Below are 25,756 nucleotides of genomic sequence, written 5' to 3' on the forward strand. Positions count from 1 at the left end.
TTTTAAGAGATTGTCTTAAAATAATTTTTTAGCTGTTTTATTGGCTATTGGCTATTGGCTATCACAGCCTATTTGATCAAATAGAGGTAGCCATAAGTTACGACGGCTTCTTAACTGAGTTCGGCAGTTTATGTAATTGATTGATCATCAGTTCAGCTGCTTTTTGCTCAGCTATACGACGACTCTCTCCTGACTCAGTAATATTAGGACAACCTATGATATTAACTTGACAGCGCACTACAAATATCTGATGGGGAGCATTACCTTGAATTTCTAACAGCTCATACAAGGGTAAATCAAACTGTTTTGATTGCAACCATTCTTGCAGTCGACTTTTGGCGTCTTTGAGCACTTTTTGCTCATTAACATCATTAATCAAATCACCGTACAACCCTAGAACACAATTACGGGTAACCACTAGGTCTTGGCTGTCTAAATAAATAGCCCCCAATAATGACTCTACGGCATCAGCTAAGATCGAAGCACGGTTACGGCCACCGCCTTTACGCTCACCAGTACCTAAGATCAAGTGGTTAGACAGGTCCAAGTCTTGGGCAATAATAACTAAGGTTTCTTGACGTACTAAAGTGGCCCGCATACGCGTCAGCCGACCTTCGTTCTGGCTGGGATAACGATGATACAACGCTTCGCCCACAATCATGCCTAATAGAGCATCACCCAAAAACTCCAAACGCTCATAGTTTTTTTTGCTGTCAAAAGAGCGATGAGTCAAAGCCAGCTTAGGTAGACTAGGGTCTTTAAACACATAACCTAACTTACGTGTCAATACGGCTAAACGCTTTATAAAGTCAGCGTTGATAGGGACAGCTTTAGTATCTATACTAGTATTAGTGGCCAAGTTCAGCGCCTGATGCGATATTAAGTTTGATTTCATGCGTGATTTTTGACTATCCTATTGGTATTACTAATTAGATTACTGACATCGTATAAATGAGTGAAAATGTTTAACCCTTATTCAACTGGAGTAAACTCAATACCGCCTTCAAAACGGCTTACAATATCAATGTTAGCAAAAAATTTATGGGTCTCAACGTATTTTTTATAAACCGCCAATTGGCCGATTTTTTTATTGGTAAAGGTAATTCTGTCTTCCACTTTACTATCAGAATCGCCATTGATAGTAAGCTGCCTGTCAACTCGAGCAATAAACTGCTTGGCTGTTTCATTATTAAGATTGGCTTGCTGTAATTGATCAGTCAAAATTTTTGTAAGCTGATAATCGCCTATTTGTGCCGGTACAATGGCGATAAGAAGCTTACCAGCAACTAAGATAACCAGCGTTAGCAAAATAATACTAGTGACACTAGCACCACGCTGTGAAGCTATACCAGTCAATTTTTGCAACATATCACCCCCTAATGAATTATAAAAAATACTCTCTTTACTATATAAGCCTAGTTAGTGGAGTGCAATTCTTAGGTAATAATTAGCAGGGTGATAATACTTAATCTATAGAACCATTACGTGCAAAGGTAGGCAAGTTAAGACCTGGCGGCTTATGCATCCAGATATAAACGGCTTTACCTGCTAAGTTATCATCTGGAACAAAGCCCCAAAAACGTCCATCGGCACTGCGATCACGGTTATCACCCATGACGAAATACTGGCCTTCAGGAACCGTAATACGCCATTGAGTTCCTAATGAGCTCACCACTTCTGGTGATTGTTGTTGCAAAAATGGTGCATATTGCGAACTGTTCATGCCCGGTAGATAGCGTACTAAGTGCTGATGCTGACCTTGGGTTTCTTGGAAATACTGTACTTGTTGTTCTTCTTGTTGCCCCATCTCTACCGCTTGGTTTTCAGTCAATACTTGTCCTGGAGCTATGGGTCCTGGATTATATAATTGCGAGGTTAGCTGAGGATCTGCCTCGAAAGCTACTGACTTAGTTTCAACAGGGACATCGTTAATCGACAGTTGACCATCACTATAGCTGACACTGTCGCCCGGCAAGCCAATCAAACGTTTGATATAGTAAATGCTTGGGTTTTCCGGATAACGAAACACCACCACATCACCGTGTTCAGGGCTGCCTGTATCTAATACTTTGTTATAAGTTAACGGTAAACGCACACCATAAGCATATTTATTCACCGCAATAAAATCGCCCGTATATAAAGTCGGTACCATAGATGACGATGGAATATTAAACGGCTCAATTAAAAACGAGCGCACAATTAATACCACTGCCAACACTGGGAAAAAGTCGTAGGCCCAGCGTACAGGCCAGCTTTCTTTGCCACGGCCCTGAGTTTTACGCTGCTTAAATACTAGCTTGTCTAATAACCAAAGCAGCCCTAAGCCCAAAGTTAATGGCACTAAAACTAAATTAAAATCAAAATCCATACTTAACTGCCTATTAGCGAGCTGCTTATTTTTTAAGTGATAACTACCGATAACGGTACGCTATTTAGTTTACTGGCAACTTAATCTACCTGCAAGACTGCTAAGAAGGCTTCTTGCGGAATCTCCACATTACCCACTTGCTTCATGCGTTTTTTACCCGCTTTTTGCTTAGATAATAGCTTTTTCTTACGCGATACATCACCGCCATAACATTTAGCCAAGACATCTTTACGCATGGCCTTCACCGTGCTACGGCCAATAATTTGGCTACCAATAGCGGCTTGAATAGCCACATCAAACATTTGACGCGGGATAAGCTCTTTCATCTTACCAACTAAAGCATTACCACGATAACGCGACTGGGTTTCATGGACAATCATCGCTAGAGCATCCACTTTGTCACCGTTGATTAATACATCAACTTTGACCAACTTATCAACTTGATAGCGCTCAAAATTATAATCGAGTGAAGCAAAACCTCGAGAGACCGACTTTAGGCGATCAAAGAAGTCCATCACCACCTCACCCATTGGGATATCAAATATCAGCTGTACTTGTCGACCCATAAAGCGCATATCTACTTGTACACCGCGACGATCAATACACAAAGTCATGACGTTACCCAAATACTCTTGCGGCACTAAAATCTGACAACGGGCAATCGGTTCACGGAATTCTTCGATATTATTCGGTTCAGGCAAATGCGAAGGATTATCAACGTAGATAATACTGCCGTCTTTTTTTACTATTTCATAAATAACAGAAGGCGCAGTAGTGATCAAATCCAAGTCGTATTCACGCTCTAAGCGCTCTTGGATAATCTCCATATGCAGCATACCTAAGAAGCCACAGCGGAAACCAAAGCCAAGCGCATCAGAAGTATCTGGCTCAAAAAACAACGAAGCATCATTGATCTGTAGCTTCTGCAAAGCTTCACGGAATTTTTCAAAATCAGTGGATTCGACTGGGAACATACCAGCATAAACTTGCGGAGTAATTTGCTTAAAACCAGGAATACGTTCAACATCAGGAGTTTTGGCGTGAGTAATAGTATCGCCGACTGGAGCACCAGCGATATCTTTAATACCAGCAATGATAAAACCAACTTCGCCAGCTTCTAGAATACCAGTATCTAGTGGTTTTGGAGTAAAGACCCCGATTGAGCCTACTAGATGCGCTTCTTGGGTTGACTTAATATAAAGCTTATCGCCTTTTTTGATAGTGCCTTCGCGCACACGCACTAGTGATACCACACCCAAATAGTTATCAAACCATGAGTCGATGATTAGTGCTTGTAATGGTGCCTCACGATCACCAGTTGGCGCAGGGATAAACGCTACTAACGCCTCCAACAGCTTATCAACACCCAAGCCCGATTTAGCGGACACTCTTGGAGCATCAACAGCATCAATACCTATAATGTCTTCAATCTCTTGAATCACACGCTCAGGCTCAACTTGTGGTAAGTCAATCTTGTTAAGGACCGCCATGACTTCTAGGCCTTGATCCACGGCAGTATAGCAGTTGGCGACCGACTGGGCTTCTACCCCTTGCGCGGCATCCACTACCAATAGCGCACCTTCACAAGCGGCTAATGAGCGCGAAACTTCATAAGAAAAATCGACGTGACCTGGCGTATCAATAAAATTGAGCTGATAACGCTCGCCATTAGGATGATCATAAAACAGCGTTACGGATTGCGCTTTGATAGTGATACCGCGCTCGCGCTCAATATCCATGGAGTCAAGCACTTGTGCCTGCATCTCACGATCTTGTAGCGCACCGCACATCTGAATAAAACGATCGGCAAGGGTCGATTTGCCATGATCAATGTGGGCAATAATAGAGAAATTACGAATATTGGCTAATGCAGTCACAAAGCGCCTACTAAATAAAGGGAGGTGGGATAATACTAATATATAATCTAAAAAATTTGCGACTACTAGTAATTTGAGAAGCTACCATTAATACGGTCGGTCATCAAAAGTAAAGTCAGTCATCAAATCATTATAAAATAGCGGTAACGCTGCTCGCTACGATTCTCAAACAGCTGACAGATATCTACAGGTATTCTAGCAGTTTTCTGCTGTAAAGTAAGACGATTTTGTCAGCAAGTATTTGCATACTTACCTTAACCCAAGCTGCAAACTTAGTTAATAAATCAAAAACATTTGGCTTATCTTTATATTAAGGCCAGTTAATTCATTACTAAGCGGCAGTACGAGTAATTTGCAACAAGTATTAGCACTGCTGATTCTTATGCTTAAATCGTTAAGCTAAGAATTTTAGGCAAAAAAAAACCAATCGCTAAGGATTGGCATTTTAAATTTGAGCAACTAAATTTTTAACAACTAACAATAAATGGTGGCGATGAAGAGACTTGAACTCTTGACCTCACGATTATGAGTCATGCGCTCTAACCAGCTGAGCTACATCGCCATTTAAGGCTCGGTATTATGCCGATATGGATGACTGACGTCAACCCTTAAGCGGCATTTTTTTCAAAAAAATTTAATTTAATTGAAAATACGGCCTGTTTGCAACAAACAAGTCTCTAAAAACTAAAGACCTTACTACTTAAAAACTATATAAAGTTGGTAAACCGATAAGCCGGGTTCTGTCGTGGACAATCATTCCTCTAGGCGTATCATCGCTAATACGCTCAAGCAACCTACCCGCATCGAACGCGGGCCGCGCCATGCCGATGCCTATTTGGTCTTGCTACGCGTGGAGTTTACCTTGCCGTGAACTGTTGCCAGCCACGCGGTGCGCTCTTACCGCACCCTTTCACCCTTACCGAATCGCCTGAAAGCAATAAGGCGGTCTCCTCTCTGCTGCACTTGTCGTCAGGTTACCCTGCCCAGCCGTTAGCTGGCACGCTGCCCTATGTAGCCCGGACTTTCCTCCCCCGCATGTCTGTTACCAGTGTGCAGCGGCGATTGCCTAGTCTACCAAGCGCGCTAGTATAGCAAAATTAATCCTAATATCGGAAAGTTTTTTAGCTTATTTTAACAGGCTATCAAAACCATGGATTTGACTGACATAAAACCCTTCACTCCAACCAAATCTTAAAACAAAAGATTTAAAAAAGCTTCTACAGCAAAAAATTGTCAGGCAACATAAAGTCTAAGTTGCTCGATTGAGTTTTTTGTTGCATAGCTAATGATAACCAATGCGCTGTTGGATAATGCTCAGCTAAATAGTTTTGCAAAAAATCAATCGTACTAGCTGCTATCTGTGCATCTGTCTGAGCAGCATTGTCATGAATATGGTTATAAACCACACTATGAATCGTTAAGCCACGCGATTTTATCGCCTCCAAGCTAAGTAAAGTGTGATTGATACTGCCTAAGCGCCCAGAAGTGACTAAGACAATGGGATAGTTCTGACTAGCAATATAATCTAAGGTTAGTAAGTCTTCTGTTATTGGCACCAGCAAGCCGCCCGCCCCTTCTAATAGCACCACTTGGTAATCGGCTTGCAAGCTTTGGGTGGCGTCAGTAATCCTCTTAGGATCGAGCGTTTGGCCAGCCAGCTTAGCGGATAAATGCGGTGAAGCAGGTTTTTGATAGCGATGAGGGCAAGTAGTGTAGTCTAAATCACAGGGCTGTAGCGCCATACCCATCAATTGACGATGAGTAATAATATCATCAGCAATACCTACCTCATTACTATCTGCATCTATCGCTACGCCAGTCTGTACTAGCTTTTGGGTAATAACATTTTTGCCTTGCTGCATAAGCGCTTTAGCAATGATGCCAGTAGCATAAGTTTTGCCAATATCAGTATCGATACCAGAGATGAATAGCACGCTCATAGTGAACCTTTTTCAGTCAAGGACAGCTCTTTTCCCGCTAAAGCTTGAGCAGTTTGGGTCAAATAACTACTGACAACTTTTAATAAGGCTTGGCATAGTAGGGCAAGCTCATCATTAGTAATAATATAAGGCGGCATGATATAGACTAATTTACCAAAGGGTCTGACCCAAATACCGTTAGCGATCAACAAAGACTGAAACACTGGCATATCGACTGCATCTTCTAGCTCAATTACAGCGACTGCCCCTAAACAGCGTACCTCAGCAACACCTGATAAAGTCGCCGCTGGGGCAAGCTGTTGCTGCATAATGGCTTGCATATTTGCAGTTTTTGACTCTATATCATAAGACATAATCAGGTCAATAGAGGCACAGGCGAGCGCACAAGCCAGCGGATTGCCCATAAAAGTAGGGCCATGCATTAGGGCTGGATAGTCACTTTGGCTGATAGTGTCCGCAATGTGACGCGTGCACAAGGTCGCAGCAAAAGTCATATAACCGCCGGTCAGCGCCTTACCGACCGTCATAATATCGGGGCTGATATTAGCATGCTCACAGGCGAATAATTTACCACTGCGGCCAAAGCCGGTCGCAATTTCATCAGCAATCAGCACCACATCATGCTCATCGCATAGCTTACGCAACAGTTGCAAATAATCAGGGCTATAAAAGCGCATACCGCCTGCGCCTTGGATAATTGGCTCAATAATAAAGCCTGCTAGCTGCTCTGCGTACTTAACAAAAAATGCCGTTAATGCGCTACGCTCATCTTCTGTCAAAAGGCGATCAAAACCTAATGGTGGTGCAGGTACGAAATGCTGCATCGGCAATTGATTGCCATACAAGCTGTGCATGCCAGCTACCGGGTCACAGATGCTCATGGCATGCCAAGTATCGCCATAATAGCCAGAATGGGTAGAGGCAAACTGCTGCTTAGTCAGACGCCTGCCAGCAATTTGATATTGCAGGGCCATCTTCAGCGCTACTTCTACAGCGATGCTGCCACTGTCAGTATAAAATATCGCATCGAGTGCAGTGGGCACAATAGCCAGTAGTTTTTTGCCTAGATCTATCGCGGGTTGATGGGTCAAGCCCCCGAACATCACATGGGCCATTTTGCCCAATTGTTCAATAACAGCAGCATTCAGCTTTGGATGATTATAACCATGAACGCTCGCCCACCATGACGACATGCCATCAATCAAGCGAGTGCCATCTTGAGTAACAATATAAATACCATCAGCATGATCAATAACTATGTTGGGATAGCTCGGTGGCAAGCTGGCATACGGATGCCAAAGATGTTGCTGATCAAAATCATTAGTCGGTTGATCACTAGTCGGCAGATAGTTATCAGCTGTCATTATTCTGTCCCTAAGATATTGGTTTTATACTAAGTCTAACAACCTAACTAAGCTTACCGACTTAATGAGCGCAGTAAGTTAGTGCTGGCGTGCCCTTTGCCAGTTAGCTTAGATTTTTGCCAATCTTATTATCATGGCTAGCGGATTAGAGGTAGTAGTTGCCAGTGATGGTTAGTACTTGCATTTAGCGGGAGCGTTTTACTAGGACTTATTTGCCAGTGATACGCTTATATTTGGACATTAGGTCGCTTTGAGTCTCCACATAGTCGGGATCATGAGGAATACAGTCGATAGGACAAATAACTACGCATTGTGGCTCATCAAAATGCCCGACACATTCAGTACAGAGATCAGGGTCAATAACATAGATATCATCGCCCTCAGAGATAGCATCATTCGGACAAGCAGGCTCGCAAACATCACAATTGATGCATTCATCAGTGATTAATAGCGCCATGCGCTGCTCCTTAGGTTTAGACTATTTGGACTACCAATCATTAGGACTCGAACTTTTAAAGTTTTAACTTTTTTGCAAAAGCTTCAGCAACACAGTTAGGTACAAACTTACTCACATCACCGCCCAGTTTGGCGATCTCGCGGATCATCGTCGATGAGATGAAGGAATAATTCTGTGAGGGCGTCAAAAACACCGCTTCAAAATTCTCATCTAACTCACGGTTCATATTGGCTAGCTGAAACTCATATTCAAAATCTGACATCGCTCGCAGGCCACGCAGCACTGCAGTAGCATTTTTTTCACGCATAAAATCGACAAGCAAACCTTCAAAGCCTATGACTGACACTTGTGGTAAGTCAGCAAATACGGTCTCTACTAACTCTACGCGCTCTTCAAAGTTGAATAAAGGCTTTTTATGGTGTCCTGAGGCTACCGCAATAATGACCTGATCAAACAACTTGACCGCTCGGGTTACTAAGTCCACATGACCATTAGTAATAGGGTCAAAAGTGCCTGGGTATAGAATTCTAGTATGCAAACGTGAAGCAGTAGCAGGGAGACTCATAATGGGGCTACTCTAATCATTAATAATAATGCGTATGCTAGCAAATTTTAGCTCAAGTTAACACTTATCTGTCAGCAAAAAGAGTCCCTATTAGCTTTTAGGGAGATATCGCGATCACTAGGGGCCACTGCAGCTGACTTTATGAGTAGTTGTCGCAACGCAGTCACTACATTTGTTATAGAAGCTGAGCTACATTTGCGCTTAATGCTTTGCTACAATAGCGGCTCGACTCATCAGCACTTATTAGCAACTAGCGGCAATATTAATAGTCAAAATTATATACACAGCTTGCTTATACGATGAGGAATTATAGAGGAGGATCCTATGTCAAAAAAATCAAGAAAACCTGAGAACCAAATTTGTGCCAACAAAAAAGCGCGGCATGAGTATTTTATTGAAGAAACCTTTGAGGCAGGACTAGTGTTACAAGGGTGGGAAGTAAAAGCCATTCGCGCCGGTAAAATGACAATTACCGAAGCTTATGTCATCTTCCGTAATGGAGAAGCTTTTCTTTTTGGCTCGCATATTCAACCGCTGCTAAGTAGCTCGACTCATGTTAGCCCTGATGGTATTCGTACTCGTAAGTTGCTGCTTAATCGCCGAGAGATTGAGAAGCTGTTTGGTGCGGTCAATCAAAAGGGTTATTCCTGCGTGCCCTTATCTTGCTACTGGAAAAACTCCTTAGTCAAATGTCAGATTGGGTTAGCATTAGGTAAAAAACAACATGATAAACGCAAGACCTTAAAAGATCGCGACTGGGAACGTGACAAACAGCGTGGCTTTAAACAGCATTTAGACTAAGTGTTTTGATAAAAAACACAGCTAATATGCAGAAAAAAAAGACGACTTAGTAATCACTGAGTCGTCCTTTTTTTTGGCTTAAATCTTCACATTTATAGCCTGACTAATAGGCTGTCATTAATACGTTTTAACTAATATTATTCAATAAATAGCCGCTAAACCTAGACCGCTTGCGAGACTGTAGGCTGTTGCTGCGGTTTACGGGCGCGGCGCAGTTGGCGAATACCGTGAATAATCAAAAACCCAATACCTAACCAGATCAAACCATAGCTATATATCATCGCAGATTCAAATGGATTTCCCAGTACAGTTATCGCCAAGATAAATAACAATGCTGGCTCCAAATAACTCATCATGCCATAGACGTTTACTGGCAGCATTTGACTGGCATCGACGTTAGTTTTCATTGCTAAGACGCTCAAAACACCAAGGCCTGCCAGCATAGCTATAAAGAACCAAGATCCAGATACTAGGCCTAAACTACTTGGTTCAAAGAACACCAAATAACCGAGTGCAAAGGGTACAAAGATAGTCAAATCAATCAGTAGGCCGGTTACCGCCCCAATGCCTTGCAAGCGACGCAGAATATAATACATAGGATAAGTACCACATACCCACAGAGTTGCCCAAGAGACGCTTTGCGTACGTATAATTTCACTACCTACACCTAAAGCGGCAAAAGCAACGGCTAACCACTGCAAGCGGCTTAATTTCTCACCGAATAGCACACAACCGAACACCACCATCATTAACGGAAATAAGAAATACCCCATAGCGGTTTGTACGCCTTGGCCGTTCACTGGTGCCCACATAAACAACCAAAACTGACTCAAAAATATCGGCGTTGGTAACAGTAACCATGCCCACTGCTTAACTGAGCCTAAGCTCCTCAATTTAGCAATATGAGTACTCAAACCCCCACTAATCACTAAGTAACCTATCAGCGCCGCCCACATCGCCAGCATACGCCAGATAAAAACTTGTGTCCCTGATAGCGGTGCCAAAAAGCTACTGTAAGCATAGAGTACTCCGAATAGCAGATTGGACAATACCGCTAGCGCTACGCCCATCATTAAAGTGCGCTGCTGTGCACTACCCGTGGTCCACATCGCTGGCATCGGTAAGCGTGACAGCGTTGAGGCTACAGTGTTAGCTAAGGTTGAAGTAGACATAAGGCACCTTGAGTGGCATTAGCAGTTAAAAACTACTTCATGATCGCTATTACTATTATTTTTGAGCGAGAAGTAGGGTTGATAAGGAGTAGTTTATAGCTAGCCTGTGAAAAAATATTTCTATATTAGATTAAATATGAATATATTTATCTTAATATTGATTAAAATATCAATACATTCTTACTTTATAACTTATAGTGATAATACTTCTATAATTAAGCCAAATATGTTCGCAGTTTGATTCGTTGAATCCCATTCATTATTTATACTCTTAGAGATCAACCTTATGCTCCAGCCATTAGACAATACTGATAAAGCCATTTTGAATTTGCTGCAAGATGACGCCACCCTACCGTTAAAAACTGTTGCAGAACACGTCAATGTTTCTATCGCTACTGCGCAACGTCGGGTGCAAGCTCTAATAGATAACGGGGTGATTACTAAGCAAGTGGCTATCGTCGACCCTAATAAAGTTGGCTATAGCTTGACGGCCGTAGTGATGGTAGAAATGGAGCGCTCCAATAACTCTATGCAGCATCGATTCGAGCGCTTAATGAACGCCCAAGCGCAAGTGATGAGCTGTTATGAAGTATCTGGCGATGCTGATTTTATGCTAATGGTCAGTGCGAAGAATATGAGCGACTATCATCAATTTACCCGCAGTCTACTCACTTACGAAAATAATGTACGCAATTTTAAAAGTCAGTTTGTGATGAGCTTTACCAAGAGTGGTACGAAGATTTATTTAGATTAATAACCATTGTTAATAACTGCTGACAGCTACTAGGTGATGGATAATATTAGGATTTTTTGACTGCCCATAAATGAAGAAAATAAGGAGTGGCAAAAATTAAGGTTAGCAGTGCATAAGGCGATAAAATGAGTAAATACGACTCCACATCAATACCGCCTAGCCGCAGATTGATTATGTATTCAAAAGTGATTAACGCCATGCCCGCTATCGGAAACAAAAGCGCAACTGCTAGATGCTTGATAGTGAATGATTTACTTTTATATAAGCCATTTCTTTGAAAACTGATTATCGCTATCAAATGAATAACTGTGACTAACGGCATAAAAAAAACCAATAAAATCATGGCAAGCATATTACTCCCCTTAATCTGATGCAAAGCAGTCGCTACATCATTTATTCTAAAACCATAGGCTAAGTGGTTTTATTTTTATAATAGTGTTTTTTATAGGAGCATTTTTTATGACATAAAGCAATCAAAACACCCGCGTTTTATTCACAGCCTGTAATTGGATTACTCCACGCTATCAACAACTTATCATAAATCATAACGCTCAATAAGTCGCATCATGAATACAATTCATGTTAAAATGAGCGCCTTTAAATTAGCATTAATAAATAGGTCTGCCCATGTCTGCCGATACCATCGCCCGCACCGCCTTTAAACAAGGCACTAAGCCCCTTTACGACTATGATAAACATTGGGCGAGCTGCTATGAGCCTGCGCCCTTTTTGCCGATGAATCGTGCTGAAATGGATGCTCTGGGATGGGATGCATGCGACGTGATTATCATATCCGGCGATGCTTATGTTGACCACCCTAGCTTTGGCATGGCGATTATTGGCCGTTTATTAGAGGCGCAAGGCTTCCGAGTCGGTATCATTGCTCAGCCAGATTGGAAGAGCAAAGATGCCTTTATGGAACTCGGCAAGCCAGTCTACGCTTATGGTGTGACGGCGGGCAACATGGATAGTATGATCAATCGCTACACTGCTGATCGTAAGATTCGTAGTGATGATGCTTACTCACCAGGTAATGTCGCTGACAAACGTCCTGACCGTGCTGCTATCGTTTATAGCCAGCGCTGCCGTGAAGCCTATCCAGATGTGCCTATTATCTTAGGAGGTATCGAAGGTAGCTTGCGCCGTATCGCTCATTATGACTACTGGTCAGACAAAGTGCGCCGTAGTATCTTGCTCGATGCCCGTGCCGATGTCTTATTGTATGGTAACGCTGAACGCGCTATTGTCGACGTGGTGCATGGCCTGTCAAAAGGCTATACCCTTGAGCAAATGAGTAAGCTACGTGGCACTTGCTACTTATTGACCCCTAGTCGCCGTCACTGGCAAGCCGATATGATCGAAGTGATCAGTAACGATGTTGATACTGTCGGTCGCGTTGATCCAATTATCAACCCTTATGTTATGACTGAAGACTTAGACCAATGCTCAATTGAACAGAATAAGCCTAGCGACTCTCCTGTGGGACAATCCATGTCCGCTCAGTATCAGGGATTTGTATCTGAACCTGTCACCAATAAAGTGCTTAACGCTGATCAAGTTGATGAAGAGACGCAAGTAGTACAAATGCGTGGTTTCGATAAACCACAAACCGCGCGCAAACATAAAATTAAAATGCCAGCACGCGAGCAAACGGTTATTCGTCTCCCTGATTATGAGCATGTGAAGTCAGATCCAGTACTTTATGCTCACGCTAACCGTATCTTGCATTTGGAAACCAATCCGGGTAATGCTCGCGCTTTAGTGCAACGCCACAGTAGTGGTGCTGGTAACTCCCATACGTCAATCGATGTCTGGCTTAACCCGCCGCCGATTCCGCTATCGACCGAAGAGATGGATTATGTGTTTGACTTGCCTTATGCACGTCTGCCGCATCCAAGTTATGGCAATGCACGCATCCCCGCTTATGACATGATCAAATTCTCAGTCAACATCATGCGTGGCTGTTTTGGCGGTTGCACTTTTTGTTCTATTACTGAGCACGAAGGTCGTATTATTCAGAACCGTTCTGAAGAGTCTATCCTACGTGAAGTGGAAGCTATTCGTGATACAGCGCCTAACTTTACAGGGGTTATCTCTGATTTGGGCGGCCCAACAGCGAATATGTATCGTCTAAGCTGTAAAGATGAGACTATCGAGAAGAACTGTCGTAAGCCCTCCTGTGTCTATCCTGATGTCTGCGAAAACCTAATCACTGACCATAGCAATCTGACTAAACTCTATCGCAAAGCTCGTGATATTAAAGGGGTGAAAAAGATTCTTATCGCCTCGGGTTTACGTTATGACTTAGCGGTAAAAGACCCTGAATACGTCAAAGAGCTAGTGACTCACCATGTCGGTGGTTACCTGAAAATCGCTCCTGAACATTCAGAAGAAGCAGTGCTATCGAAGATGATGAAGCCTGGCATGGGCTCATACGATAAATTTAAAGCGATGTTTGAGCAGTTTAGCGCGGAGGCGGGTAAAGAGCAGTACCTTATCCCTTATTTTATCGCCGCCCATCCAGGCACTAAAGATGAAGACATGATGAACTTGGCGCTATGGCTTAAGAGCTACGGCTATCGTGCTGACCAAGTACAAGCTTTTTATCCTAGTCCGATGGCGACAGCAACGACGATGTATCATACCCATAAAGACCCGCTACGTAAGATCAGTCGTGATGAAGGGGATATGGATATCGTCAAGTCTGGCAAGCAGCGTAAACTGCATAAAGCCTTCCTACGTTATCATGATCCTAAGAACTGGGTACTATTACGTAAAGCGCTACAAGATATGGGTCGTAGCGATTTGATTGGTAAGAATAGAGGCTGCTTAATACCGCCATTCAACGCCAGCTTAGAAGGCCGCGATGCCGCACAAGACAGCTATCAATCAGCGCGTAAGAAGAACAGTCGCGTAGGTAATGATTCTGTTAAACGCCGTGGCAATAATAATGCTACTGGTACAGATACTAATGACTCAGCGAACAATAACGCTGCCGTTAAAAACGTCAAAAAGCGTGTGAGTAAGGGTAACTTCCAGACGCAGCATACTGGTTTACCACCACGTAAGACAAAATAAGGCAGTTAGTTGATATAGCTACCTAGTTAGATCATTTAACGGTATAAAAAACGCATAATATCTTACCAGTGTTATGTGTTTTTTATTGCCATTTATTAGCTTAACTGAATAATTACATTAGTCAGCATTTGAGTAACCAAGCTAACAACTCGGAACAATTTCTAACATTTAGTCGGGTTAGTTTTAGTTATTATGGCTGCGATGCATTTAACGCATTAATGCTACAAGACTTAGATATAAAAGACTTAGATTCAAATGACCATACTTTCGGAGAAACGCATGAATACTTTAATTAAATTGGCTACTGCCGTACCAGCTATCGCTCTATTGGGTGCTTGTTCGACTATGACCCCTGCTCCTAGCACCCCAACAACAGTACCTTCTGAAAGTGTTACTACTCTCGCTTATGACCGCATGGCTCCAGCCCGTTATACTTGTACTGATAACAGTCAAGTAATGGCCAAACAATCTATCAATAAACAGCAAGTTATGGTCACTGCAACTTTACCAAAAGTTGGTTGGTCACAACAGCCAATCCTATTAAACGGTGAGGTTCAAGGCAATACTGCAAGCTACGTTAATGAGTCAAATCCAGAAGTGATCTATGCGTGGCACATGCAGGATGATAAAGGTATTTTGGCCATGAAATGGGCAGATGGTAAAGAATATCAAGTAAATTGTAAAATCTAAGTTAGCATTTATAATACTATCAGTGAGTGATAGTAGATAGATAAAACAGTCATCTAACGGTGGCTGTTTTTTTATGGCTATCTGAATAATTAAAGGGTGTAATGGCTATCAAATTAGCCTTAGTCAACGTTAATTATGCGACAATAATGGCAACCGTAATATTATTAAAAGGATCAATCGATGGCCAAGCGTTTAGCAACTATGATGATAATAACGATAGCTAGTACTACTATGCTATTAGGCTGTGATAAGCGCTCTGAAACTACCGAGACTGTCCCCGATACCAAAGCGGTAGCTACCGAACAAGCGGCCTCTAGCACAGCAGATATCAATACGCCGGCGACTGCCGTTGACTGGTCGAAGGTAGCGACTAAAGAAAAACCTGCTGATCTTGCTAGCTATAAATTCCCTTTTGCCTTGGATAGCCAAAACGTTCAAAATTACGCTGATTATTTCAAAGTAGATAAACCCACTGCTCAGTATAATCTCACTGTAGGCATGGCTAGTAATGAGGCCTTATCTAAGGTGCTTGATCAATTGGATACTAGCTATACTTCTCATGAAGTCACTGATGGCGAGAAAACTAAACTAGTCATTCATACTACTGCTGATATCGATGCCAGTAGCTACGATTATGTGTTTGAAGAAGACTTCGCTAAAGGGCTAGTCTTACCTATCGAGATTAAGCCTGATGGTATCAAAATTGAGAGTGATCCGCATGCAGGGTCTTAGGATTTAAAAAATACGATAACTTGTCGCTCACTTCTTACAGAATTTGATAGACAAAAACATTTAAGGTATGTATATTAACCCCTATACAGCTTGTCTATCAGATTAGATAGAATGTGAGAGTCAAAATATTTTGTTATAACTATATTTATAGCAAGTGATGTAGACGCTCACATTGATAAAGTTTTGAAACTTAAACAACCAAACAATCTATTACTTAAATTGGCCACTATTATGCCTTTAGATTTGACTGACGCTGTTACCTATCATTATGACAAGTTTCCGCCTACAAACCTTAATTATGGCGAGTTTGTCAATGAACTAATCAAAGCTACTGATGCTATTGCCCGCTATGATCAAATGCTCAAGAACATGCATAATAGTGAAATACTGCTGGCACCCCTACGGAATCAAGAAGCGGTTATCTCTTCTAGAATGGAGGGAACCGTTAGTACAATGGATGAGATTTTAAAGTTTGAAGCAGACTATGAGAATGATAGCACTATCACCTCTAGCGTAAGGTCTGAAGTTGTAGAGACTATTCTTTATCAAAGAGCTTTGAAAGCTGCACAAGAAGCGCTGATAGATGGCTATCCTATGTCCCAATCTATGCTTAAAACTATTCATCAACGTCTATTGTCTTTTGGACGTGGCGCAACTAAATCTCCAGGCGAGTTTAAAACTGAGCAGAACTATTTAGCGGATCGTTATAAGCGAACCATATTATTTGTGCCAATTACGCCTGAGAGGTTAACCGACGGTCTGGAAAACCTTTTTGAATATATAGAATCTAGTCAGGACCCTTCTTTAATAAAGGCTGCGTTTACTCATGTAGAGTTTGAAGCTTTACATCCTTTTAAAGACGGCAATGGACGCATAGGTCGTATGCTAATTACTTTAATGTTATGGCAAGCGGGTACTATTTCTGCTCCGTATTTTTATATCAGTGGTTACTTTGAAGAGAACAAAAACAGATACATAGATATGATGAGGGAAGTCTCACAATATAATAACTGGGATAATTGGTGTGCTTTCTTCCTAGAAGCCGTGGAAAAGCAATCGATTAGAAATCTGAAAATCGCTGAAGATATTCAGGCTTTGTATGAAGATATGAAACAACGTTTCGCTGATATATTATCCTCAAAATGGAGTGTTATTGCTCTAGACTTTATGTTTACTAACCCTGTATTTCGTAACAATAAGTTTACTAACCAGAGCGGTATTCCTGCGGCAACCGCTTCAAGATTTACGAGACTCTTATTGGATGAAGGCATTATCAGTCAAATTGAAGAATCCTCTGGTAGACGACCTGCACTTTACTCGTTTGAGCCATTGATGGAGTTGGTGAGGGTTTGAAGTTATTTATTGAGATTTGAAGAGGAACCTGCTGATCTTGCTAGCTATAAATTCCCTTTTGCCCTGGATAGCCAAAATGTGCAAAATTATGCGGATTACTTTAAGGTAGATAAAGCAACGGCGCAGCATAATCTGACGATCAGTACGGCGAGCAACGAGGCGCTATCAAAGGTACTGGATCAGCTTGGTAATAGCTACACGTCACATGAAATGACTGATGGCAAAGATGCTAAGCTAGTCGTCCATACCACTGCTGATATCGCTGCCAGTCGCTATGATTATGTCTTTGAAGAAGACTTCGCTAAAGGTCTAGTATTGCCAATTGAGATTAAGCCTGATGGTATCAAAATTGAGAGTGATCCGCATGCGGGGTCTTAGAATACAAAAATGAGGTATAGAATAGAAGTTTGATATAGGCAGGTGAATTGTAGGGTGCGCTGTGCGCACCACGTAGCTAGAATATTAAAAGCTGTTCCTTATGCAACATCTTACTTTACATATAAACGATATCTATGTGTAGCGTTAAACTACTAATTTCCTAGATTTTTCAAGAGATTTTATTAACAAAATAGAGTGTTTTATATTCATGGTGCGCTGGGCGCACCCTACACTAACTTATCTATATTTGAGATTTTAGCTCTTGCGCGAGGGACGAGCGCCGAGGCGAATCATTGAAATAACATGACCTATGAGCCGCATATTTACCAACCTTTAAAGAACGCGATGCTGAGGCCATGCTTTTTTATGTTGGTCTTTTGATCTCGTGTTAGGGACGAGCGTGCTATTAAAGAAAATTTGTTTAGAAAATCCTCTTTAAGGAATTTTCTTTTGCCAACCTAACAAAGCATTGCTTTGTTTTAACGGTTCTCCCCAACCAACGCCAAAAACTCATCCTCACCAACCACCTTAACTCCTAACTTCTCCGCTTTGGCCATCTTTGAACCCGTCTTTTCACCTGCTAACAATGCCGTAGTTTTCGCAGAGATACTACCCGATACTTTTGCGCCTAGCGCTTGTAGCTTAGCCTTCGCCTCATCACGAGCCATGCTTGCTAGTGCCCCTGTAATCACCCACGTCTGACCATCGAGTGGTAAATCGCTAGATGCTTTGTGTTCCACTTTATCCCAATATATACCAGCTGCCAGCAAGGCATTAATGACCTCGATATTATGCGGGGCACGGAAAAATTTATACGCCAGCTCAGCAGTTATAGTACCAACATCAGGGGTTTGGATAAGGGTCTCGATATCAGCAGCCATCAAGCTATCAAGATCGCCAAATTGCTGGGCAAAGCTCTGGGCAGTGCCTTCGCCTACCCCACGAATACCGAGCGCATAGATAAAGCGAGCTAGCGTCGTATGTTTGCTGGCCTCAATGGCGGCAATGATATTCTGTACTGACTTTTCACCCATCTTCTCAAAAGTAATCATCTGCTCTTGATGCTGATGCAACTGATAGATATCAGCGACAGTCTTGACTAGTCCATGCTCAAAGAAACTAATCAGCCAACGCTCGCCTAAACCATCGATATCCATTGCCCGACGTGAGACGAAATGAATCAAGGCTTCTTGCTGTTGCGCCGGACAGAAGAGACCACCCGTACAGCGTGCTAATGCTTCACCTTCGGGTAGCACTACTGGCGAATCGCATACCGGACAAGTAGATGGTAGCAGTACTGGCTCGCTATCTGCTGGGCGTTGCTCATGCCAAACTCGAGTAACTTTAGGGATAACATCACCAGCACGATGGACGCTGACCATATCACCAGCACGCACATCGAGGCGCTGAATCTCACCGAAATTATGTAAAGTAACATTGCTGACCGTGACGCCGCCAACTTTGACTGGCTCTAACTTACCGACGGGGGTAATTTGACCGGTGCGTCCCACTTGCCAGTCGATGGACTGCAAACGAGTCATCACCGTTTCGGCCGGGAACTTATAGGCAGTAGCCCAACGTGGTTCACGTGATAAAAAGCCAAGCTGTTGCTGTAGTGCTAAGCTATTAACTTTGATTACCGTCCCATCAATCTCAAACGGCAAGTCAGCTCGAGTCTCAATGATAGACTCATAGTAAGCTTGTGCTGCGCGGGGATCAGCCACTACTTCAACGGCACTGACTGTAAAACCGAGCGCTTTGATCCATGCTAGTGCTGCTGACTGGGTTTCAATTGTATCTGGCAAGCCTTGATTGACCGAATAGCCATAAAATGCCAATGGACGACTGGCAGCTATAGCGGGGTCGAGCTGGCGTAAACTACCAGCAGCGGCATTACGAGGATTGGCAAAGACTTTTTCTTCCTTCTGTTGCGCCAAACGATTGAGACGCTCAAAGCCAGCTTTCGGCATTAACACTTCGCCCCGTACTTCTAATAACTCAATATTAGCAGCATCGGCTAACCATAAAGGTAAGTTACGAATGGTCTTAGCGTTTTGAGTAATATCCTCGCCAGTCTGCCCATCACCACGAGTGACCGCCTGCACAAACTGTCCATAAACGTATTTTAATGAGACCGCTAGACCATCCAGCTTGAGCTCTATTTCATATTCAGGGTTCTGTTGTGCATCACTGAGACGATCATTGACTCGGCGCATAAATTCACGCAAATCATCGTACTCAAAGACATTACCTAGCGATAGCATTGGTATATCATGAGTCACTTGAGTGAAAGCTGATAGGGGAATATCACCAACTTGATTGATGGGGCTGTCTGGTTGCACCAAATCAGGATAGGCTTCTTCAATCTCAATCAGAGACAAGCGTAATTGATCGTATTCGCTATCTTCTAAAACAGGATTATCGAGTACGTAGTAAGCATTATTATGGGTTTGCAGCGCCTTAATAAGTGTGCGCATCTTAGCAATTATCACATCATCATTTGCAGGATGAGTAGCAAGGTCACTATTAACAGTATTTTGGCTGTTTTGTGAAGTAGTGATTTGCGCAGGAATTGCTGGAGAAGAAGTCGGTCGGATAGAGTCAGTCATAGTCGGTGTCTTCGCTGTTCAAGATACCGATATAATAACAAGTTTGGCTGTTTTTGTGAGCATTGATTAAGCATTGATAAGGGCAAATAACATAACTTTTATCATCAGACTTGCTATGAAAAGTTAGGCTATTTGCCCTTTATTGACTATTTCAAGATTTAGCGGAGCAGGCTTTTGATAACTTTTAATGACCCGCTTTTAGAGATAAAGGGCGACTACACGTAATCACGTACTTGATTACGCAGTTGTTGCTTATATTCAGTAGTGATTTGCTGATTATTCTCATCAAGAATCATAGCATCCAAATCATTGGCCATCATATAGGCAATGCTCATCATACTATCAAAACTACGCAAGGCTTGCGGATGCGGTAGCGATAAGAACACTACTACGCCGTTATAAGTATTAGTTGCGACACTGTGCGGATCAAAAGGCGCAATGCCATCATCAGTAATACCCATCATGCTAAACCACAGCATACCAGTACCGTCTTTTTGCTCATAGCGATGGAACATATTCATCGCCCCAAAACGTAAGCCATACTTATCAATAAGGGTTAACAAGTCACGGCCACGAACTATCGAAGGCGCGCGATCACGATATTGGTGCGGCAAGATAGTAATATTAATATTATCTTTAGCATTAATGAGCGGACCGTTCTGTGCTTGATCGACTGGCGACAGCAAATGCTGATCAAGAATAGGACTATTATCAGTGAAATTTGGCTCTTCTGCTGTATCAATAGTAGGCATTAAGCTATCCGTCGCTGACATTAAGCTAGAGAAGGCATCAGGCTCTTGGGCACTGTAAGTTGACTGATACTCACTCTCCTCATTACTTAGCTCATTAGAGAAATGCGCAAACTCAGGATCATCAACAAGTTGTTGCTCAGCCTGCCAGCGGGCATAGTCAGCGGCATCAATACTGTCTTCGTTATGAGTATTGTCTTTGACAGTATCATATGACGTAGAAAGCACAGTACTATGAACAGATGACGAAGGCTCATCTACAATAACAGCATTTAGATAGTCACGGTTAGGGCCAATAATGGTTTCACCAGCGAAGGTATCTTCTAGGTCTGGCTGATCGATTACATTACGCTCATGACGAGGAATGATCGGAATGCCATTTTTATCGTACTCGACGACAGCAGTTTCAGCGTTTTGACGACGCTTAAAGCTACGAATGACCATAAACAGCCCTGCAAAGACGATAAATGCAGCAATGGCAATTAATACAAACTGAATAGCGGTCATGAGAGACACATCCTAATAACAATAACAAATGAAAATAAACTGCAAAGTATAAATTGGAATAGTTTAGCATGGCTATCCCATGCCGTCACCACTTTGTACAGCCCTTAGCTTGCGCTGCTTGCTGACTCTAGGTAGTAGAGTTTACTACTTGCTAGGCAATAGACTTATTTTTGCTAATTTAAAAGCGGTTAATACTACCCTACTTACTAGCTCAGCTCCTAACTCAGTTACTAATTTACTAACTAGCATTTAGTTACTAATAGCTGGTAACCCTTATAGTGAGAGCATTATCCGGTAGCTTTAGTTGCAAAATCAAACACCAAAACCTAACTATTAATGTTTTTTTAGTGATAAATATTGAGCTAAGCCTGGCTAAAGATCCACATATTGCTCAGCTTCATCCAATGAAACGCTTACTAGTGTCGAGATTCCAGCGCTCGGCATAGTGACCCCTTTAAGCTCATCAGCGATTTGCATAGTCAGCTTGTTATGGCTAATAAATATAAACTGTAAGTCATCGGCAAGCTCATGAATTAGACTAGTGAATCGACCTACATTAGCATCATCAAGCGGAGCATCGACTTCATCAAGCACACAAAACGGTGCTGGATGCTGCTTAAATATAGCAAAAATCAAACTCAGAGCCGTTAAGGTCTTTTCGCCACCGGATAATACCGCCAAGCGACTGTTGCGCTTGCCTTTAGGCTGCGCCATTAAAGTCAGCCCCGCTCGCCATTGTTCCGACTTCGCCGTATCCGCTGGCATATCTTCCAAATTCAGCGTCAAACTGGCTTGACCACCGCCGAATACTTTGGCAAATAGCTTAGCCAATTCACTATTAACACTATCGAGAGTCTGCATAAACAGGGTCTTAGTAGTCTCATCAATAGAGGCAATCGCCTCCGTCAAAGTCTGCATGCTAGCGGCAATATCTTCGGTCTGCTGGTTCAAGGGTGCTAAGCGCTCATTAACTTGTGCCAATTCAGCAATAGCTGCTAAATTAACAGGGCCAATCCTACTCAATTGCTGGGTAAGCTTAGTGGACTCAGCTTGTAATTCAGTAATTTTATCTGGGCGAACTCGGCGCTCGTGGGTAATAAAGTCAGTCAATAAACTGGAGACACTGACAGTCGATGGCGAATTATGTGGATTGTTTTTATTAATAATTTGATAGTAATTATCTAAAGCATCCTGAGTCTGCTCAATACTATCTTGCAAATGGGCCTCGCTCAGCGCCAGTTCAGTTGCTTGGCTAGCTAATTTGCTTTGCTGAGTCTGCAATTGAGTTTGCGACTTATCTAATTCGATTTGCTGTTGGCTATAGTCTTGTTTTAGTGCCGTTAATGCCGTCTCACGTTCTGCCAATAATGCTTGCTGCTCATCACGGGTCGTTTGCGCCGCTTGCAGTTTTGCTTGTAAGTTAGGTAGTTGCTGGTTATGAGTTTGCAAGCGCTTTTGCAAGGTCAGCTCGCTTTGTACGGCTTGCTCATATACGGCATTGACGCGCGCTAAACTATCAGTACTATGCTCAAGACGCATCTCACCTTTTTGTACGGTCAGCTGCAATGACTGCCAAGCGTTGTCGTCCAATTGGCGATTACGGTTTAACTCGTTACGCTCATTCTGTAAGTGCTGACTATTAGCTCGGGCTGCCTCTAATTTAGGTCTTAGTGCCACCAAGCTATGCTCAATTTGCTGCTTTTCGCTATCTAATACCTTTTGCTCTTGAGCTAATTCTTGCTGCTCGGCTAACAGTAATGCTTGGTCAGCTTGTAAGCGCTGCTCCTCCGCCTGTTGGCGCGCATTGGCAGCTTGCTGGGTAGTCAACTGTTGCTGTTGGCGATAGTTATCTTGCGTTAAGCGCTGAGCCTGTGCCTGGGTTTCTTCTAAACTGACCGTCAAAGCATCGTAATTAGCTTGGGTGCGCTTGATCGTCTGCTGCTGGGTTAGAATTTGACTATCGGATTCATCGAGTAGCGTCTCTAATTGCTGTAAGCGTTGACGCTGCTGCAAACGTTGACTCAAAAACTGGCTGTTACTGTGCTCATTGTTTTGGTCACTGCCATTAGAGTCTTGTGCTGCTGTAACCTTAGTGAGGTTGACACTACCTAACCTACTAATTATCCAACCGTCAGTAGTTAATACTAGTGCTGTTGGCGGTAATGCTTTCGTAATAGTCGCCAGCTCTGCACTCGCTTTATCGCTGTTAACATTGTAATCAGCGAGATACAGATAACACTGCTGCCATAGCACCAAAGCTGGCTGCGCTATCAACTGAGCTAAAGGTAAAATCTTGGCGCTGAGATCGGTTGCTAGCTCATCAAATATGCTTTGCTGCTTATTCGTTTGCTTAGGGGTTTGCTTAGTAGGCAGCCACAAGCTATGACTTAGCTGCTGGCGGCTATTGAGCTGCTGATAGCTAAGTAGTTCTGCTAAGTAAGGCTCAAGCATTTGTCCTAAATTGGCTTTGGATGCTGTACTGTCATTAGGCGCTGTTAGGTGCGACTGATCTGCTTGAGCGGTCACTAGCACATGGCTATCTAGCCACATCGCCAACAAGCTATCGAGTCGCTGTGCGTATTGCTGACCTTCAGCAGTTAACTCAATTTGCTCACGTAAAGTAGCTATGGCTAGCTTCGAGGGCTGGTGCAGTGCACTTGCTGCTTTATCTTTTGCATCACTACTTTGGCTAAGCGAATTTTGCTGATTTTTGACTGGTTTAGGATGCAATATTTGATGTAGGGTATCGTACTCGCCAGCCAATGATGCTTGAGATTTTTCTTGCTTGATTAGTTCAGCCTGCTGTGCCGCTAACTGCTGCTGCAAGGTTCGAGCTTGTGGTTGTAGCTCCGACAGTCGCTCTGCCACGCTATCTTGTTGCCGCGCGTTCTGTTGCAGCTGCTCTTTAAGTGTGGCTATTGATAGCATTGTCCCTTTATCAGTATCAGGCTGCTGTAACTGCTGCCACAATAGCTGCCAACTTTGCTGACGGCGGCGGCATTTATCTTGGCTTAGCTGCTGGCGCTGCTGAGACTGAGCATTCAATGCTTGTTGTTGCTCAAGCTTGCGCTCACTCTCTTGTAGCCGTGACTGTTGATCTTGCGCCTCGTACAAAGCACATTTTAAGGGCTGCTCATCACGATTATAGCGCTCACGTTTAGCCGTCAGCTTACTCAGCTGCGGACGTAGCTCTGCTAACGCTTCTTGCTGCTGATCTCGTTGGCTCTGTAACGTTTCACTCTCAGCGATTGCTTGCTGGCGCTGGCTATCTAAACTAAGTAGCTGCTGCTCTATTTGCTGGAGTTGTGCTTGAGCGTTATTAAGCTGCTGCTCGGCTTGCTGATAGCTCAACTGCTGCTGATAATGGGCGCTTTGTGCCTCATCTTTGAGCCATTGTTCTTGATTAATACGAGTGCTAAGCTTATCTTGCTTGGCTTTGATACGCTCATAATCAGCTTGGAGTGTCGCTACGCTAGCAGCACTATTTTCATGAGTTAGCTTATGCTGCTGCTGGGTTTGTTTGGCTTGGTATAACTGTTGGATGGCCAGTTGCTGCTTTATGTCAGCTAGGGCTATGGCCAGCTCTTCATAACGCTGCGCACTAGTTGCTTGTTTTGCTAGCGATTTTTGTTGGCGTACTAATTCGCTTTGCATATCATACAGACGGGCTAGATTGTCTTGGGTCATCGAAAGCTTTTTTTGAGTTTCTGCACGGCGTACTTGGTAGCGTGAGACTCCTGCTGCCTCTTCGATGAATTCACGCAATTGTAGTGGGCTGGACTCCACAATTCGGCCAATCATACCTTGTTCGATCACTGCATAACTACGAGCGCCAAGACCAGTGCCCAAAAACACATCGACCACATCACGGCGACGGCAACGAGTACCGTTTATAAAGTAATCTGAACGACCTTCTAAGTTCACTTGCCGGCGTACAGACAGCTCATGATACAAGTTAAACTCATGGCGAATCCCAGTATGCTCGTCTTGAGTATGCTCAAAGGTAAGCTCGACACTAGCCATGCTTTTGGCAGCTTTGTCTTGTGTACCGGCAAAGATAACATCGCTCATCGCGCCGCCACGTAGCTGCTTAGCGGAGGTCTCGCCTAATACCCAGCGAATAGCGTCAATGACGTTCGATTTGCCACAACCGTTTGGCCCGACAATGGCAGTGATGCCGCGCGGGAAAGTAAAAGTAGTGGCGTTAGCAAAGGATTTAAACCCTGCTAGTTTTAGAGATTTTAAACGCATGAAGAGTCAGTAAACTTAGCAAAAACAGGCGGCTATTCTACCTTAAATTCTCGGTAGGTTTTAGGGTTTTAGGGCGTTAAGTATAATCTGATATAGGCAGATTAATCTTTT

20 protein-coding genes, 1 tRNA gene and 1 other RNA gene are annotated in these 25,756 nt (G+C 43.1%); 7 read left to right on the plus strand and 15 right to left on the minus strand.

The genetic code is table 11. The annotated features are described in order from the left end of the window. Window positions 1–97 precede the first annotated feature (97 nt). From rnc to coaD, 10 genes are all read right to left on the minus strand, one after another. Window positions 98–895: a ribonuclease III gene (gene rnc / locus KZA12_RS03255; RefSeq protein ID WP_218689220.1), complete on the minus strand. Its 798-nt coding sequence runs from the start codon at window positions 893–895 to the stop codon at window positions 98–100. A gap of 77 nt (window positions 896–972) precedes the next feature. Further along, a complete protein-coding gene (locus KZA12_RS03260) occupies window positions 973–1,368 on the minus strand; it encodes a DUF4845 domain-containing protein (protein WP_218689221.1) in 396 nt (131 codons plus the stop codon). 97 nt (window positions 1,369–1,465) lie between these two features. Next, on the minus strand, window positions 1,466–2,368 hold the full coding sequence (gene lepB, locus KZA12_RS03265) for a signal peptidase I (RefSeq protein ID WP_201621832.1): 903 nt from the start codon (window positions 2,366–2,368) through the stop codon (window positions 1,466–1,468). An 80-nt stretch (window positions 2,369–2,448) separates the two neighbouring features. Then, window positions 2,449–4,245 carry a translation elongation factor 4 gene (gene lepA / locus KZA12_RS03270; protein ID WP_201621831.1) on the minus strand — a complete coding sequence of 599 codons (1,797 nt, stop codon included), beginning with the start codon at window positions 4,243–4,245 and terminating at the stop codon, window positions 2,449–2,451. 485 nt (window positions 4,246–4,730) lie between these two features. Further along, window positions 4,731–4,807: transfer RNA gene (locus KZA12_RS03275), tRNA-Met, on the minus strand. Between the two features lie 151 nt (window positions 4,808–4,958). Next, window positions 4,959–5,323, minus strand: an RNA gene (gene rnpB, locus KZA12_RS03280) — RNase P RNA component class A. A 139-nt stretch (window positions 5,324–5,462) separates the two neighbouring features. Then, window positions 5,463–6,185, minus strand: coding sequence for a dethiobiotin synthase (gene bioD, locus KZA12_RS03285; RefSeq protein WP_218689222.1), 723 nt, complete (start codon window positions 6,183–6,185; stop codon window positions 5,463–5,465). Then, entirely contained in the window at window positions 6,182–7,549 is a 1,368-nt protein-coding gene (bioA, locus tag KZA12_RS03290; protein ID WP_201621829.1) for an adenosylmethionine--8-amino-7-oxononanoate transaminase, read from the minus strand. Before bioA ends, bioD begins: the two co-directional genes overlap by 4 nt. A gap of 208 nt (window positions 7,550–7,757) precedes the next feature. Next, complete coding sequence (locus tag KZA12_RS03295) at window positions 7,758–8,006, minus strand: YfhL family 4Fe-4S dicluster ferredoxin (RefSeq protein WP_201621828.1); 249 nt, start codon at window positions 8,004–8,006, stop codon at window positions 7,758–7,760. 55 nt (window positions 8,007–8,061) lie between these two features. Next, the gene (gene coaD, locus KZA12_RS03300; protein ID WP_218689223.1) at window positions 8,062–8,571 is read right to left on the minus strand and encodes a pantetheine-phosphate adenylyltransferase; all 510 of its coding nucleotides are present in this window, start codon (window positions 8,569–8,571) and stop codon (window positions 8,062–8,064) included. A 324-nt stretch (window positions 8,572–8,895) separates the two neighbouring features. Between coaD and smpB the strand changes: the two genes are divergently transcribed. Then, the gene (smpB, locus tag KZA12_RS03305) at window positions 8,896–9,372 is read left to right on the plus strand and encodes an SsrA-binding protein SmpB (RefSeq protein WP_201621826.1); all 477 of its coding nucleotides are present in this window, start codon (window positions 8,896–8,898) and stop codon (window positions 9,370–9,372) included. A 161-nt stretch (window positions 9,373–9,533) separates the two neighbouring features. On the opposite strand, the gene KZA12_RS03310 is transcribed toward smpB, so the two are convergent. Further along, window positions 9,534–10,544 carry an EamA family transporter gene (locus tag KZA12_RS03310; RefSeq protein ID WP_218689224.1) on the minus strand — a complete coding sequence of 337 codons (1,011 nt, stop codon included), beginning with the start codon at window positions 10,542–10,544 and terminating at the stop codon, window positions 9,534–9,536. Between the two features lie 286 nt (window positions 10,545–10,830). Here KZA12_RS03310 and KZA12_RS03315 point away from each other — a divergent pair, with 286 nt between their 5' ends. Continuing rightward, window positions 10,831–11,298, plus strand: a complete 468-nt coding sequence (locus tag KZA12_RS03315) for an Lrp/AsnC family transcriptional regulator (protein ID WP_218689225.1) — start codon at window positions 10,831–10,833, stop codon at window positions 11,296–11,298. A 46-nt stretch (window positions 11,299–11,344) separates the two neighbouring features. Here KZA12_RS03315 and KZA12_RS03320 read toward each other — a convergent pair whose 3' ends face one another. Continuing rightward, complete coding sequence (locus KZA12_RS03320) at window positions 11,345–11,650, minus strand: hypothetical protein (RefSeq protein ID WP_218689226.1); 306 nt, start codon at window positions 11,648–11,650, stop codon at window positions 11,345–11,347. A 275-nt stretch (window positions 11,651–11,925) separates the two neighbouring features. On the opposite strand from KZA12_RS03320, the gene KZA12_RS03325 reads away from it, so the two are divergent. The 5 genes from KZA12_RS03325 (at window position 11,926) to KZA12_RS03345 (ending at window position 17,529) form a co-directional block, all read left to right on the plus strand. Then, a complete protein-coding gene (locus KZA12_RS03325; RefSeq protein WP_201621822.1) occupies window positions 11,926–14,376 on the plus strand; it encodes a YgiQ family radical SAM protein in 2,451 nt (816 codons plus the stop codon). A gap of 279 nt (window positions 14,377–14,655) precedes the next feature. After that, a complete protein-coding gene (locus KZA12_RS03330; RefSeq protein ID WP_216581284.1) occupies window positions 14,656–15,066 on the plus strand; it encodes a hypothetical protein in 411 nt (136 codons plus the stop codon). Window positions 15,067–15,246: 180 nt separating this feature from the next. Then, window positions 15,247–15,798, plus strand: coding sequence for a hypothetical protein (locus KZA12_RS03335; RefSeq protein WP_218689227.1), 552 nt, complete (start codon window positions 15,247–15,249; stop codon window positions 15,796–15,798). Window positions 15,799–15,981: 183 nt separating this feature from the next. Beyond that, a complete protein-coding gene (locus KZA12_RS03340) occupies window positions 15,982–17,151 on the plus strand; it encodes a Fic family protein (RefSeq protein ID WP_256932808.1) in 1,170 nt (389 codons plus the stop codon). Between the two features lie 78 nt (window positions 17,152–17,229). Continuing rightward, entirely contained in the window at window positions 17,230–17,529 is a 300-nt protein-coding gene (locus KZA12_RS03345) for a hypothetical protein (protein ID WP_256932809.1), read from the plus strand. 479 nt (window positions 17,530–18,008) lie between these two features. Here KZA12_RS03345 and ligA read toward each other — a convergent pair whose 3' ends face one another. The 3 genes from ligA to KZA12_RS03360 all read right to left on the minus strand — a co-directional run bounded on the left by ligA (window position 18,009) and on the right by KZA12_RS03360 (window position 25,645). Then, window positions 18,009–20,138 (minus strand): NAD-dependent DNA ligase LigA, encoded by a 2,130-nt coding sequence (gene ligA, locus KZA12_RS03350; RefSeq protein ID WP_218689228.1) that lies wholly within the window; start codon window positions 20,136–20,138, stop codon window positions 18,009–18,011. Window positions 20,139–20,353: 215 nt separating this feature from the next. Further along, window positions 20,354–21,394, minus strand: a complete 1,041-nt coding sequence (locus KZA12_RS03355; RefSeq protein WP_218689229.1) for a cell division protein ZipA C-terminal FtsZ-binding domain-containing protein — start codon at window positions 21,392–21,394, stop codon at window positions 20,354–20,356. Between the two features lie 372 nt (window positions 21,395–21,766). Continuing rightward, on the minus strand, window positions 21,767–25,645 hold the full coding sequence (locus KZA12_RS03360) for an AAA family ATPase (RefSeq protein ID WP_218689230.1): 3,879 nt from the start codon (window positions 25,643–25,645) through the stop codon (window positions 21,767–21,769). Between the last annotated feature and the right edge of the window lie 111 nt (window positions 25,646–25,756).

Source organism: Psychrobacter sp. BF1 (assembly GCF_019279065.1).
Classification (GTDB): Bacteria; Pseudomonadota; Gammaproteobacteria; order Pseudomonadales; family Moraxellaceae; genus Psychrobacter; species Psychrobacter urativorans.